Below are 12,753 nucleotides of genomic sequence, written 5' to 3' on the forward strand. Positions count from 1 at the left end.
CGAATGCGCAGGGGCGGTAAGGCGTTCGACGCTCGGTCAGCGCTCGATGTCACCGTCGAGGTACACCCACGCCCCCTGATCACGGCGAAAACGACTGTTCTCGTGCAGTTCTCCCGCCGCCCCGTGCACGCGGTAGTGCGCCCGGAATTCCACCGTCCCCTCCGTGTGGAACGGTCCCCCGCCCGTCGCGCCGAGGATCTCGAGCCGATCCCAGCGCATGGCCGGATCGAAATCGACCTCGGCGGGCCGGGTTTCGGGATCCCAGCTGCGCAGCAGGTACGCCTCGTCCCGCACCGCGAAGGCGCTGAAGCGCGACCGCATCAATTGTTCGGCGGTGGTGGCCATCAGCTCTCCGCGGTGCAGCCGCCCGCAGCAGTCGGCGTAGGCGGCGGGCAGCCCGCACGGGCAGCCTTCGGGCGCGGGACGGTTTTCGCGGCGCTTGGACATGGGCCTAAGCGTAGAAGCTGCGTCCTTCGAGTCCGCCGGACACCGACCACACCTCGACGATCTGCCCGTTCTCGGCGCGCAGGATGTCGGTGCCGCTGATGTCGCGCACGACGGTCCCGGCCGAATCGATGACCTGAGCACCGTAGGGGCGGGCGATGATTCCGGTTCGGGTGTCATCCATTTCGACGACCGGGGTGCCCTGGGTCGAGAAGACCAGGCCCGGGCGTTCCTTGCGGAAGGTGTCGATGGCGTCGACGAAGGCCGCGCGGTCCCGGATGCTGTCGTACGCGGCCGCGCCCGGCTGGGCGTAGCGCAGCGTGAACGCGGGGGCCATGATCTCGTCGGCCAGGGCGTAGTCGCCGTTCCACAGCTGGGTCCAGCGGTCGAACAGGTCGATGGCGTAGTCGCGCATTGTCACTCCATAGTCTCATTGATACCGTCTGACTGGTACCAAGGTATAGTCTCAGCGATACCGTGTCAACCGGAAGGGGTTGCGTCATGGCCGAACTCGGCCCGCAGGACCACATCGTGCTGGGACTCATCGCCCGGCACGGACCGCTGACCCCCTACGACATCAAGGCGCGGCTGGAGGAGAGCGTCGACAAGTTCTGGCCCATCCCGCACGCGCAGCTGTACCGCGTGCCGCCGCGACTAGCCGATCAGGGGCTGCTGCGGGAGGAGGCCGAGGAGTCCGGGCGGCGGCGCCGCGTCTTCCACCTCACCGACGCCGGGCGCGCCGAACTCACCCGCTGGCTCGGCGATCCGACCTCGCCTCAGCCCGAGACGCGTGATCCCGCGCAGCTGAAACTGTTCTTCGCCGATCTGGGCGACCCCGGCGACGTGGTGGCGCTGGCCCGCAATCAGGTGGCCGAACACCAGCATTGGCTCGACATGTACCGCGATCTGTACGCCGAGATCGACCCGGCCGACAGCGTGCGCGCCACCTCGCGCGCCCGCATCCTGCGCCTGGGCATCATGCACGAGCAGGCGTACGTCGACTATTGGCGGGAGCTGGCCGCGAACCCGGACAGCCTGCCCGAGTCGCGACAATGATTGCCCGCCGGTCCGTTTCACGGACCGGGGCGCGTCACTCCTCGCCCAGCACCAGCGCGTAGGCGAAGCCGTCCCAGCCCTTGCCGCCGACCGTCTGCAACACGGTCCCGTCCAATCGCGGTTCGGCGGCGATCAATTCGATGACCTCCCGGCTGGCCCGCACCGCCGTGTCGGCCGACTCCGCGTGGGCGATGCCGCCGTTGCGCACCACATTGTCGACGATGATCACCGATCCCGGCCGGGTCAGCTGCAGCGCCCAGCGCACGTAGTTCGCGTTGTTGACCTTGTCGGCGTCGATGAAGACGAGATCGAACGGCTCGGGCTGAGCGACAGCCAGTTCCGGCAGCGTGTCCAGCGCCGCACCGACCCGGATGTCCACCCGATCCCCCACCCCGGCCCGATCCAGGTTGCCGCGCGCGACCTCCGCGTGCCGCGGCTCGAACTCCAGCGTCACCACCTGCCCGGCTTTGCCCACCGCCCGAGCCAGCCACGCGGTGCTGTATCCACCCAGCGTGCCGATCTCCAGCACCCGCCGCGCCCGCACCGAGGCCGCGATCAGATACAGGAACTTCCCCTGCGGCGGCGACACGTCGATGGCGGGCAGCCCCGCCGCCGCGTTCGCCCGCAACGTCTCCGAATCCTCGCCCCCCACCAGGGTTTCCACGAGGTAGTGATCAACTTCGGCCCAGTCGGCGCTCGTCATGCCCCGAGTCTGCCAGGGCTCGGGACGCCCGCCCAGGATTGTGCTCACGCTGACAATTTCGCGTTCAGGAGTTGACCGCGTCCGCCAGCCGGGGCAGTTGGCGCAGCGGATTGTGGTGCTCGATCTCCATGCGCTGGTCGGCGTCGAAGACGTCCGACAGTCCCGGCGCCGGGTCGTGGGATCCGCTCTGGGGCAGGGTGAGCGCGCTGAAGGGCCAGTCGGATCCGAAGACGATGTGGTCGCGGCCGGTGACCGCCAGCACGCTTGCCATGGCCGCCGGTGAGGCGCTGAGCGCGGTGTCGTAATAGAACCGGGAGATCTGGGCCTGGGTGTCCAGGATGGAGGGCCTGGGCAGGTCCTCGGGCCACAGTCGGCCCAGTACCGACTGTGAGGCGACGCCGATGCGATGGGACAGGAACGGCACGGTGCCGCCCGCGTGTGCGAGCTGGAAGCGGATGCCGGGATAGCGCCGGGTCATTCCGGTGACCATCATCATGGTGGCCGCGCGGGTGGTGTCGAAGGTGAACTCCTCCAGGAAGTCCGGCAGCGGCAGCGCGGGTTTGGCGTTGTCGGGGATCGCGGCCGGGTGCACGAAGACGTAGGCGTTGCGCTGGTTCAGCGCGATCATCAGCGGCTCGAAACGCGGATCTCCGAGGTAGACGCCGTCGTAGGCGGACAGCAGGATGACGCCGTCCAGACGCAGTTCGTCGAGGGCGCGGATGGCCTCCGCGATCGAGGCGGCGATATCGGGCATCGGCAGGACGGCGAACGCGCCGAACCGCTTTCGGTAGGTGGTGAACAGGCCGGCGGCATAGGAGTTGCAGTAGCCGGCCATGTCGACGGCTTCGCGGCCCGGCAGGAAGGACACGCCCGGGTCGGACACCGACAGCGCCTGCGCTTGAATGCCGTAGTAGTCCATGAAGGCGATGGCCTGTTCGGGCGACCATTCCGGAGTCGGGTAGCCGCCGATGGTGAGGTGGCCGTGCTCGAGCAGTGCCGCCCGGTAGTCCGGTGGCAGGAAGTGCGCGTGCAGGTCGATGCGGTAGTTCCCGGCCGGCGCCGGCTGCTGGGCCCGCGCCGGTGTCACGAGACTTCCCGGCAGCGCTGCCGAGGCGAGCCCGGCCAGGCCACCACCGAGTGCGGTGCGCCGAGTGAGGCCGGTCCGGAATCCCGGTCGAGTGTTCGCCATCGAGTTCTCCTTTCGATCATGATCGAAATCGCTACTGATGTTTTCCTCAGATACGATTCGAGTAACGGTGCCGGAGGGAATGAGGGAGCGAATGGCCGCAACACCCGAGGTGCGCACCCGCACCGATCGGCGTCGCGAACGCACCCGCAACGCGCTGCTGGGCGCGGCGCAGAAGTTCCTGTCGGAGGGTCGTTCCGCGGTCAGCATCCAGGAGATCACCGAGGCCGCCGATGTCGGCTTCGGCTCCTTCTACAACCACTTCAGCTCCAAGGAGGAGCTTTTCGACGAGGCGGTCCGCGCCGTGCTGAACATCTACAGCGGGATGCGCGACGACATCGTGGCGCTCTACACCGACCCCGCCGAGGTGTTCGCGGTCAGCTTCCGCATGACCGGCCGACTGCAACGGCAACTGCCCGAAGGGGTCCGGGTGATCCTGAACTCGGGGACCTCCATCCTGCTGCGCGACGAGGGTCTGGCCCCGCGGGCCCGCCACGACATCGTGGCCGCTCAGGAGGCCGGCCGCTTCGAGCCGATGGATCCCGATATGGCGGTTATGGCCGCGGGCGGCGCGCTGCTGGGTCTGCTCCAGATGCTCGACGCCCGACCGGAAGCCGACGCGGGCGCGCTCACCGATGAGATGACCTTCCACATGCTGCGCATGTTCGGGATGACCAAGCGCGCGGCGGAGAAGCTGACCACCGGTGAGCTGCCCCCGCAGCCGCAGCTCTGAGTTCATCACTGTGGGTTCCGCGCGAGCAGATCGAGGGCGATGTCGGTGAGCATGTCCTCCTGACCGCCCACCAGGCGACGGCGTCCGGCTTCGACCAGCAGCGTCCGCACATCGACTCCGTAGGTCCCGGAGGCCCGCTCGGCGTGCCGCAGGAAGCTCGAGTACACGCCCGCGTAGCCGAGGGTGAGGGTCTCGCGATCCACCTGTACCGGTCGTTCGAGCAGCGGGCGGATCAGGTCGTCGGCGGCGTCGGTGAGCGCGTCCAGGTCGGCGCGGTGCCGCAGGCCCGACAGGTCGGCGACCGCGACGAACGCTTCCAGCGGTGTATTGCCCGCTCCCGCACCGAGACCCGCCAGCGAAGCGTCGACCCGGGTCGCGCCCCCTTCCACCGCGACAACGCTGTTGGCCACCGCGAGGGAGAGGTTCTGGTGCGCGTGGATGCCGATCTCGGTGGTGTCGCCCAGGACGGCGCGGTACGCGCGAACCCGGTCCCGTACCCCGTCCATGGTGAGGCGGCCGCCGGAGTCGGTGACGTACACGCAGTGCGCGCCATAGCTTTCCATCAGCTTCGCCTGCCCGGCCAGACCTTCGGGACTGTTCAGGTGACTCATCATCAGGAACCCGGAGACGTCCATCCCGAGCTCGCGGGCGCACGCGATGTGCTGGGCGGCGATATCGGCCTCGGTGCAGTGGGTGGCTATTCGGACGGACCGCACCCCGAGGTCGTGGGCGCGGCGCAGGTCCTCGACGGTGCCGATGCCGGGCAGGAGCAGGGTGGTCAGCCGCGCCCTGGTGAGCGCGCCCGCGGCGGCTTCGAGCCATTCCCAATCGGTGTGGCTGCCGGGCCCGTAGGTGAGGCTGCCGCCGTGCAGGCCGTCGCCGTGCGCGACTTCGACCGCGTCGACCCCGGCCGCGTCCAGGGCCGCCGCGATGGTGGCGACGAGCCGCGGGCTGATTCGGTGACGGAGCGCGTGCATGCCGTCGCGCAGGGTCACGTCTTGCAGGTACAGGCCGGTCATCGCGCGGGCTCCGGAGTCGGCGCGGACGGAATCTCGGCCACGGCAAGGTGTTCGGCCACGCGCAGCGCGGCCGAGGTCATGATGTCGAGGTTGCCGGCGTAGGCCGGGAGGTAGTGGGCCGCGCCCTCCACCTCCAGAAAGACCGACACCTGGTGCGTGACGGGGGTGGTCCCGGTCAGCGTGTGCAGTGCGGCGTCCGGGGCGAGCGGCGTGATCTGGACGTCCTGCTTCAGCCGGTAGCCGGGCACGTAGGCCGCGACCTCGGCCACCATGGCGGTGATCGAGTCCCGCACGGCTGCTTCGAGTTCGGAGTCGGGATCGTCGATGAGCGCCAGTACGGTGTCGCGCATGATGAGCGGGGGTTCGGCCGGATTGAGGACGATGATGGCCCGGCCGCGCGCCGCGCCGCCGACGACTTCGATGGCGCGCGATGTGGTTTCGGTGAACTCGTCGATGTTCGCGCGGGTGCCCGGCCCCGCGGACTTGGACGCGATCGAGGCCACGATCTCGGCGTAGGGCACCGCGGTCACCCGGGAGATGGCGGCGACGACCGGGATCGTCGCCTGTCCCCCGCAGGTCACCATGTTCACGTTCATCGCGTCCCGGTGTGCGTCCAGGTTGACCGCCGGGACCACGAAGGGGCCCAGTGCCGCCGGTGTCAGGTCGATCAGGCGTTTGCCGTGCGGTGCGAGCGCGGCCGAATTGGCGTGGTGCGCACCGGCGGACGTGGCGTCGAAGACGATATCGATCTCGTCGAAGTGCGGCATGGCGATCAGCCCGTCCACACCGTCCGCGGTGACCGGAACACCGAGTCGAGCCGCGCGGGCCAGCCCGTCGGAGGTGGGATCGATGCCCACCATGGCGGCCACCTCCAGCGATTGCGACAACCGCAGCACCTTGATCATCAGATCGGTACCGATATTGCCCGATCCGATCACCGCGACCTTCGTGCGCCTCATCGTTCCTCCAGGGTGAACTCGACGGCACCGAGCACCTCGGTGCCGGTGAACAATTCGGAACGCACGCGGACTCCGGGCCGCAGCGGGACCATCGGCCCCAGCGCCCCCGAGAGCACGATCTCTCCCGCCCGCAGGGGATCCCCGACCGCGCGGGCGGTGCGCGCCAGCCAGGCCAGGGCAATGAGCGGATCGCCGAGGCACGCGGAACCTGTTCCGGTGGACACGATCTCGCCGTCGACGGTCATGCTCATGGCGATATCGCGCGGCTCGAACTCCTCGATCGACAGACGGTCCCCGCCCAGCACGTACCAGCCGCTCGAGGCGTTGTCGGCGACGGTGTCGCCGAAGCTGATATCCCAATCGGCGATCCGGCTGTCCACGATCTCGAGTGCGGCGACCGCGTACTCGACGGCCCCGCGCACCCCGACCGGGTCCAGCTGTTCCGCGTCGAGATCCGCGCCGAGCACGAACGCCAGTTCGGCCTCGATTCTCGGTTGCAGCAGCCGGGGCCGCCGTCCCGCCGGTATCGCGGCCGCGTCCATATCGTCGAACAGCACGCCGAAGTCCGGTTGATCCACCCCGAGTTGTCGCTGCACGGCCGGCGCGGTGAGCCCGATCTTGCGCCCCACCACCCGGGCGCCGGCTGCCACCCGCTCCCGAACCCCGATGCGCTGCACCGCATACGCGGTCGCCATATCGTCCGGGCCGATGAGATCTCGTACCGGAGCGACAGGTTCGCCTCCGAGCATCGCGCGCGAGAGCCGCTCGGCCGCCGCCCGCACCTGGTCCGATTCGATCGTGATCGTTGTCATCGGGTCTCCTCCGATCCGAACAGCGCGCCTACCGCATCCGGCAGGTGCGCGCTCTTCCAGTCATTCCCGCGCTCGCTCTGCGCCCCGGTCCGGTGCGACGAGCCGGCGGGTCTGTCGTCCGCTGCGAACAGTTGTGTACGGAGCGCCGCGACGAGCTCCCCGGCCCGGCATTGCTCGACCGTGCCGAAGATGAAACGGTCCGGTCGGAGCAGGGTCACGCTGCCGCGCCGCGCGCCGCCCTGGGCGAACCATCTCGTCATCGCGCCGGTGTGGTCCTCGATGTCGGCGACATCGTCGTCCCCGTTCCGCTGACCGGGGTGGCCCTGCGGTCGGCCGCCGCGGGGAAAGACCGTCACGAACCGGGTGCCCACGGCCCGCAGTGCCGCCAGCTCCTCGGCGCTCAGCCCGCCCCGCGGATCGACTGCGTAGCCGAGCAGCGAAAAGCCCAGGCCCAGCGCCTCATCGAGGCGGATGGTGCGGCCGTCGTGGGTGCGGACCATCGGCTGTGGCGCGAGCGTGCCCTCGATGCCGCGCCATCCCCGCCGCGGCAGTCCCAGATATGCCCCGCGACGGAATCGCGGTGCCGGCTTCATCTTCGCGGCGCGGATCCAGCCGCCCACGCCGGGCACCCGCACGGCCGTGGCGAGCCCCAGGTCCCGGACGGCGGCGAGGAGCGGGTTGCCCAGGGAGACCAGGTGTTTGTTCAGGACCGACAGGTCGATCATCGCCTTGGCGTGCGGGCGGCGTTCGGTCTCGTAGCTGTCCAGGATGCGGTGGTCCGCGCCGTGTTCGAGGATGGCGGTGAGCTTCCACGAGAGGTTGTCGGCGTCGCGGACACCCGAGTTCATGCCCTGGCCGATGAATTGCGGTGTCATGTGGGCGGCATCGCCCGCGATCAGGACCCGGCCGTCGCGCCAGCGGTCGGCGACCACGGCGTTGAAGGTGTAGACGAGTTTGCGCTCGACCTCGACCCGGTCGGGGTCGACGAAGCGGGAGATCTGGCGGCGCACCGTTTCCGGGCTCTCCATCTCCTCCTTCGACTGGCCGTCGGTGAGCATGAATTCGAAGCGGTGATGTCCGCCCGGCTGGGGGCAGGAGACGATCGGCAGGTCGGGATCACAGACGAAATCGAAGTAGGGCAGGTGCCGGAACGGGTCCTCGCCGTCGCACGCCTTCAGGTCCACCACCAACCAGCGTTCGGGAAAGCTGGTGCCGCTCATGTCGATACCGAGTTGGGTGCGCACCACGCTGCGGCCGCCGTCGCAGCCGATCAGGAACTGCGCGCGCACGCCCTCGGTGGTCCGCGGGTCGGTGTCGGGCGGATTCTTGCCGTAGCCGGTGCCGTGGCAGCGCGCGTGTTCGATGGTGACGCCGCCGGCATCTTGTTCGAAGCCGAGGACCTCGCGGCCCCGGCGCACCGTCACGTGCGGGTACCGTTCCAGCGCGCGCTCCAGGCTGTTCTCGAGATACGGCTGGTAGAGGAAGTTCACGATGGGCCAGCCCAGCGGGCGGTCGGTGCGGTGGAACTGGGCCAGTATCCGCCCGTCGCCGCGCACCCACTGCACGACCGAGTCGGCGTTCATGTCGGCGACGAGTTCGTCTGCGGCCCCGGCGGTCTGGAATATCCGCAGGCCCTCGTCGTCGGTGTAGACCGCGCGGGCCATGCCGTAGAACTCGGGTTCGCGTTCGAGGACGAGCACGCTGGTGCCGCGCCGGCCGAGCAGGTTCGCCAGGGTGAGGCCGGTGGGTCCGAGGCCGACGATCACGACGTCGTAGCCGGTGTGGGTCATCGGGGTCCTCCGGTCAGCTGCGGGACGGTGATCTCCGGTGTGGCGGCGGTGCGCACCGCCTGGCGGAATTGGGAGAGCTTGTGCAGCACGGTCTCCCCCACCTGGGTGTGGCCCCAGCTGCTGATGCCCTGATAGGTGGTGGGCTCCCAGGTGGATTCGAGCTCGGGCCCGATGACCACCGGATTCCAGCCGACCTCGAGTTCGAATCCGGACGGGGTCACGCAGTAGAAGGACAGCTCCCGGTCATTGGTGTGCTGACCGACCGACCACTGCATCCGGAAGCCGAGTTCGGTGACCCGCGCGAACGCGGCGAGCATGTCGTCGAGGGTCGCGGATTGAATGTTGATGTGCTGCACCCGTGTTCGCATCGGGTCGATCTTGAGGCCGCGGATATTGGCGATGGCGATCGAGTGGTGGCGTTGATTGACCCGCAGGAACCGGATCTTCATCTTCAGGCCGGACACGTTCTCGTCGATGAAGTCGGTGAGCCGGGAGTCGAAGACGGTCCGGTAGTAGTCGCGCATGGCCTCCGGTTCCCGCGACACGATGGCCACATGCCCGAGCCCGGCCTCCCCGGTGACCCAGCCCGAGCTCAGCATGCGCAACGGGGCGGGTGTGGTGAGAGGCGTCGTGAAGATCTCCTGCGCAATGCCTTTCGGCCCGGCGAACCGCCACAGGCGTTCCACCCCGCGCAGCGCGGTCTCGTCCGCATTGCCCTCGATGATCGGCACGCCGCGATCGGCGACCCGGGCCAGGATCCGGTCGAAGGTCCGGTGATCGTCGATCTGCCAGCCGAGGCCGGTCACGTCCTCGGCGGGACCGCGCTGGATCAGGAACCGGCAGTCACGGTCATCGAGGCGGAAACGCAGTGCGCCACCGTCGATCTCGTCGACGTGCAGGCCGATGGCCTCCGCGCCGAAGCGCCGCCACCGCGGCAACCGATCCGATTGCACCACGATGTATCCCAGGTGGACCGCGCCGAAGACGGAACCGTCCGTGGTGGGCCGCGTCAACTCGCTCATGATGATCCCTCGAGGAACGCGGCCGCGAGGGTGTTGAACAACTCGGCGCGCTCCCACTGCACCCAGTGGCCGGTGTTCGCCGCCAGGTACAGGTCGCAGTTCGGCATGGTTTCGGCCAGCATCGGCCCGCCCTCGGGTCGATTGACCTTGTCGTTCGCGCCCCAGACCACCAAGGTCGGGTGAGCGACATCGCGCAGCCGTGGGTCGCGGGTGAAATCCATGCGCCAGAGCGTCCGCAGCGCCAGCGGTCCGGACGGGCGGCGCAGCGGCGGGTTGGCGACGACGTCGGGATCGACGCTGGCCAGGTAGCGCTGTTCGATGAGCTCCTCGGGAACCGAGCCGCCGTCGAAGACGAGGTACTCGCGGATGAATCGGCGCAGTTTGTCGCGGCTGGGGCCCTCGCCTCGGTAGTAGCCCAGCAGCGCGTTCAGCCCGCCGGTCGGCAGCGTCCGGGTGGTTCCGACGCCGCCGGGACCCATGAGCACCATGCGACCGACCTTCTCGGGGCGATCCATGGCGAGCCGCAGGGCGGCCGCGCCCCCGTACGAGTTCCCGACCAGATGCGCCGAGGCGACCCCGAGTTCGTCCAACAGCCCGCCGACGGACCGCCCGAGGTAGCCGAACGGATCCGACTGGTCGATCCACTTCGCCGACCGGCCGTATCCCGGCAGATCCGGGACGATCACCCGGAACCGCCGGGCGAGCGCATTGATGTTCCGCGAATAGTTCGCCACCCCGGTCGCGCCCGGCCCGCCTCCGTGCAGCAGCACCACCGCCGGTCCCGATCCGGACTCGCTGACATGGATCTCACGCCCGCCGACCTGGACCGTCCGTCCGGTCGCGACGTCTCCGTCGATGCCCGTCACAGCTACCTCCTCGCCTATTGTTGATGAAATCATCAATTACGATCATTTCCTCTGTCAAGGCAAAAATGATGAAAACATCAAAAAACGCCGATGCCCTGATGGGCATCGGCGTTCTCGGAACCGCGGTCGGTCAGAACAGGAAGTAGCGCTGGGCCATGGGTAGTTCGGTGGCGGGCTGCTCACTCCACACCTCGCCGTCGATGCGGACGGTGAAGGTGTCGGGTTCGACCTCGATGCGGGGCATGGCGTCGTTGTTGGGGAGGTCGGCCTTGGTGCGGCGGCGAACGTTGGCCACCGGCACCAGTTTCCGGTTCACCCGCAGGCGGTTCGCGAGGCCGTCCTCGATGGCCTGCTCGGAGACGAAATGCAGGGAGGTGCCGGCCGCGACACTCGGCGCGGCGCCGAACATGGGGCGCGGCAGCACCGGCTGCGGGGTCGGGATGGAGGCGTTGGCGTCACCCATCGCGGCCCACGCGATCGCGCCGCCCTTGATGACCGCGTGCGGACGGACACCGAAGAAGGCGGGCTCCCACAGCACCAGGTCGGCGAGTTTGCCGACCTCGATCGAGCCGATCTCGGCGTCCAGGCCGTGGGTGACGGCCGGGCAGATGGTGTATTTCGCGACATAGCGCTGCACGCGGTTGTTGTCGGCGGCACCGTCGCCGGGCAGGGCGCCGCGGCGGCGCTTCATCACGTGCGCGGTCTGCCAGGTGCGCATGACGACCTCGCCGATGCGGCCCATGGCCTGGGCGTCGGAGCCGATCATGGAGATCGCGCCGAGGTCGTGCAGCAGGTCCTCGGCGGCGATGGTGGAGGGCCGGATCCGGCTCTCCGCGAAGGCCAGGTCCTCGGGGATGGACGGGCTCAGGTGGTGGCACACCATGAGCATGTCGAGGTGCTCGTCGAGGGTGTTGATGGTGTGCGGGCGGGTCGGATTGGTGGAACTGGGCAGCACGTTGAGATGCGAAGCGACGGTGATGATGTCGGGCGCGTGACCGCCGCCCGCGCCCTCGGTGTGATACGAGTGGATGGCCCGGCCGCCGATCGCGGCGAGGGTGTCCTCCACGAATCCGGCCTCGTTCAAGGTGTCCGAGTGCAGGGCCACCTGCACGCCGGAGGCGTCGGCCACGGTGAGGCAGTGGTCGATGGCGGCCGGGGTGGTGCCCCAGTCCTCGTGCAGCTTGAATCCGCCTGCGCCGCCGCGCAATTGCTCCCACAGCGCGTCCTCACGCACCGTGTTGCCCTTGCCGAGCAGCAGGATGTTGACCGGCCAGGAGTCGGTGGACTCCAGCATGCGGGCCAGGTGCCAGGCGCCCGGGGTGACGGTGGTGGCCTTGGAGCCCTCGGCCGGGCCGGTGCCGCCGCCGACGAGGGTGGTGATGCCGCCCGCCATCGCCTCGTCGAGGATCTGCGGGCAGATGAAATGCACGTGGCAGTCGATGGCGCCTGCGGTGACGATGCGCCCGTTGCCGGCGATGATCTCGGTCGACGGCCCGACCACCAGGTCCGGGTGCACCCCGCTCATGGTGTCGGGATTCCCGGCCTTGCCGATGGCGACGATGCGGCCGTCGCGGATACCGATGTCGGCCTTGATGATGCCCCAGTGGTCGACGATCACCACACCGGTGATCACGGTGTCCGGGGTGCCCTCGGCGCGGGTGGCGCGGGCTTGGCCCATGGATTCGCGCAGCACCTTGCCGCCACCGAAGACGGCCTCGTCACCAGCGAGTCCTGGTCCGCCGCTGCGGTCCTCGGTGATCTCGATCAGCAGATCGGTGTCCGCCAGCCGGATTCGGTCGCCGACGGTGGGCCCGAACAGTTCGGCGTAGCGGGCGCGGGACAGTTCGGCCATCAGGCATCCAGCTTTCCGGGAGGGGTGAGGCTGATTCCGTGCACTTCGCGGTCGCCGCCGAGCGGGACCAGCGAAACCCGCTGCCCCAGACCGGGTTCGAACCGCACCGCGGTGCCGGCCGGGATGTCTAGGCGGTGGCCGTGCGCGGCGTCGCGGTCGAACTCCAGCGCGACGTTGGCCTGCGGGAAATGCACGTGTGAGCCGACCTGCACCGGCCGGTCGCCGGTGTTGACCACATCGAGTTCGATGCGCTCGGCGCCGGGGTTCAATTCGATCGTGCCTTCGGCACAGAGGTATTCGCCAGGGATCAT

14 protein-coding genes are annotated in these 12,753 nt (G+C 69.0%); 2 read left to right on the forward strand and 12 right to left on the reverse strand.

The window, feature by feature from the left end; translation table 11 throughout:
• Nucleotides 1-36: 36 nt before the first annotated feature.
• On the reverse strand, nt 37-447 hold the full coding sequence (locus ACYVKL_RS00340; protein ID WP_357200667.1) for a YchJ family protein: 411 nt from the start codon (nt 445-447) through the stop codon (nt 37-39).
• A gap of 4 nt (nt 448-451) precedes the next feature.
• Entirely contained in the window at nt 452-859 is a 408-nt protein-coding gene (locus ACYVKL_RS00345) for a nuclear transport factor 2 family protein (RefSeq protein ID WP_213555070.1), read from the reverse strand.
• A gap of 86 nt (nt 860-945) precedes the next feature.
• Between ACYVKL_RS00345 and ACYVKL_RS00350 the strand changes: the two genes are divergently transcribed.
• Nucleotides 946-1,500 (forward strand): PadR family transcriptional regulator, encoded by a 555-nt coding sequence (locus ACYVKL_RS00350; protein ID WP_213555069.1) that lies wholly within the window; start codon nt 946-948, stop codon nt 1,498-1,500.
• 34 nt (nt 1,501-1,534) lie between these two features.
• Here the strand turns inward: ACYVKL_RS00350 and ACYVKL_RS00355 are convergent, their stop codons facing one another.
• Both ACYVKL_RS00355 and ACYVKL_RS00360 read right to left on the reverse strand, forming a co-directional pair.
• Entirely contained in the window at nt 1,535-2,203 is a 669-nt protein-coding gene (locus ACYVKL_RS00355) for an O-methyltransferase (RefSeq protein WP_379170013.1), read from the reverse strand.
• Nucleotides 2,204-2,267: 64 nt separating this feature from the next.
• Nucleotides 2,268-3,392, reverse strand: a complete 1,125-nt coding sequence (locus ACYVKL_RS00360; RefSeq protein ID WP_379170015.1) for an amidohydrolase family protein — start codon at nt 3,390-3,392, stop codon at nt 2,268-2,270.
• Nucleotides 3,393-3,483: 91 nt separating this feature from the next.
• On the opposite strand from ACYVKL_RS00360, the gene ACYVKL_RS00365 reads away from it, so the two are divergent.
• Complete coding sequence (locus ACYVKL_RS00365; protein WP_379170016.1) at nt 3,484-4,122, forward strand: TetR/AcrR family transcriptional regulator; 639 nt, start codon at nt 3,484-3,486, stop codon at nt 4,120-4,122.
• A gap of 5 nt (nt 4,123-4,127) precedes the next feature.
• Here the strand turns inward: ACYVKL_RS00365 and dmpG are convergent, their stop codons facing one another.
• The 8 genes from dmpG to ACYVKL_RS00405 all read right to left on the reverse strand — a co-directional run bounded on the left by dmpG (nt 4,128) and on the right by ACYVKL_RS00405 (nt 12,753).
• The gene (dmpG, locus tag ACYVKL_RS00370) at nt 4,128-5,141 is read right to left on the reverse strand and encodes a 4-hydroxy-2-oxovalerate aldolase (protein ID WP_379170018.1); all 1,014 of its coding nucleotides are present in this window, start codon (nt 5,139-5,141) and stop codon (nt 4,128-4,130) included.
• Entirely contained in the window at nt 5,138-6,100 is a 963-nt protein-coding gene (locus tag ACYVKL_RS00375) for an acetaldehyde dehydrogenase (acetylating) (RefSeq protein ID WP_379170020.1), read from the reverse strand. The genes dmpG and ACYVKL_RS00375 overlap by 4 nt, the downstream gene beginning before the upstream one ends.
• Entirely contained in the window at nt 6,097-6,912 is an 816-nt protein-coding gene (locus tag ACYVKL_RS00380; RefSeq protein ID WP_379170022.1) for a 2-keto-4-pentenoate hydratase, read from the reverse strand. Before ACYVKL_RS00380 ends, ACYVKL_RS00375 begins: the two co-directional genes overlap by 4 nt.
• A complete protein-coding gene (gene mhpA / locus ACYVKL_RS00385) occupies nt 6,909-8,702 on the reverse strand; it encodes a bifunctional 3-(3-hydroxy-phenyl)propionate/3-hydroxycinnamic acid hydroxylase MhpA (RefSeq protein WP_379170024.1) in 1,794 nt (597 codons plus the stop codon). The genes ACYVKL_RS00380 and mhpA overlap by 4 nt, the downstream gene beginning before the upstream one ends.
• Nucleotides 8,699-9,724, reverse strand: coding sequence for a VOC family protein (locus tag ACYVKL_RS00390; protein WP_379170026.1), 1,026 nt, complete (start codon nt 9,722-9,724; stop codon nt 8,699-8,701). Before ACYVKL_RS00390 ends, mhpA begins: the two co-directional genes overlap by 4 nt.
• Nucleotides 9,721-10,623: an alpha/beta fold hydrolase gene (locus tag ACYVKL_RS00395; RefSeq protein ID WP_379170028.1), complete on the reverse strand. Its 903-nt coding sequence runs from the start codon at nt 10,621-10,623 to the stop codon at nt 9,721-9,723. The genes ACYVKL_RS00390 and ACYVKL_RS00395 overlap by 4 nt, the downstream gene beginning before the upstream one ends.
• Nucleotides 10,624-10,720: 97 nt before the next feature.
• Nucleotides 10,721-12,442: an urease subunit alpha gene (locus tag ACYVKL_RS00400; RefSeq protein WP_379170030.1), complete on the reverse strand. Its 1,722-nt coding sequence runs from the start codon at nt 12,440-12,442 to the stop codon at nt 10,721-10,723.
• Complete coding sequence (locus tag ACYVKL_RS00405; protein WP_379170032.1) at nt 12,442-12,753, reverse strand: urease subunit beta; 312 nt, start codon at nt 12,751-12,753, stop codon at nt 12,442-12,444. The genes ACYVKL_RS00400 and ACYVKL_RS00405 overlap by 1 nt, the downstream gene beginning before the upstream one ends.

This window comes from Nocardia tengchongensis (assembly GCF_054781395.1).

What these genes read in the sequence shown, in the direction of transcription:
- ACYVKL_RS00355 (WP_379170013.1), bottom strand. Translation starts at nt 2,203, where the DNA reads ATGACGAGCGCCGACTGGGCCGAAGTTGATCACTACCTCGTGGAAACC.
- ACYVKL_RS00360 (WP_379170015.1), bottom strand. Translation starts at nt 3,392, where the DNA reads ATGGCGAACACTCGACCGGGATTCCGGACCGGCCTCACTCGGCGCACC.
- ACYVKL_RS00395 (WP_379170028.1), bottom strand. Translation starts at nt 10,623, where the DNA reads ATGATTTCATCAACAATAGGCGAGGAGGTAGCTGTGACGGGCATCGAC.
- ACYVKL_RS00345 (WP_213555070.1), bottom strand. Translation starts at nt 859, where the DNA reads ATGCGCGACTACGCCATCGACCTGTTCGACCGCTGGACCCAGCTGTGG.
- ACYVKL_RS00390 (WP_379170026.1), bottom strand. Translation starts at nt 9,724, where the DNA reads ATGAGCGAGTTGACGCGGCCCACCACGGACGGTTCCGTCTTCGGCGCG.
- dmpG (WP_379170018.1), bottom strand. Translation starts at nt 5,141, where the DNA reads ATGACCGGCCTGTACCTGCAAGACGTGACCCTGCGCGACGGCATGCAC.
- ACYVKL_RS00375 (WP_379170020.1), bottom strand. Translation starts at nt 6,100, where the DNA reads ATGAGGCGCACGAAGGTCGCGGTGATCGGATCGGGCAATATCGGTACC.
- ACYVKL_RS00365 (WP_379170016.1), top strand. Translation starts at nt 3,484, where the DNA reads ATGGCCGCAACACCCGAGGTGCGCACCCGCACCGATCGGCGTCGCGAA.
- ACYVKL_RS00405 (WP_379170032.1), bottom strand. Translation starts at nt 12,753, where the DNA reads ATGATCCCTGGCGAATACCTCTGTGCCGAAGGCACGATCGAATTGAAC.
- ACYVKL_RS00340 (WP_357200667.1), bottom strand. Translation starts at nt 447, where the DNA reads ATGTCCAAGCGCCGCGAAAACCGTCCCGCGCCCGAAGGCTGCCCGTGC.
- ACYVKL_RS00400 (WP_379170030.1), bottom strand. Translation starts at nt 12,442, where the DNA reads ATGGCCGAACTGTCCCGCGCCCGCTACGCCGAACTGTTCGGGCCCACC.
- ACYVKL_RS00380 (WP_379170022.1), bottom strand. Translation starts at nt 6,912, where the DNA reads ATGACAACGATCACGATCGAATCGGACCAGGTGCGGGCGGCGGCCGAG.
- mhpA (WP_379170024.1), bottom strand. Translation starts at nt 8,702, where the DNA reads ATGACCCACACCGGCTACGACGTCGTGATCGTCGGCCTCGGACCCACC.
- ACYVKL_RS00350 (WP_213555069.1), top strand. Translation starts at nt 946, where the DNA reads ATGGCCGAACTCGGCCCGCAGGACCACATCGTGCTGGGACTCATCGCC.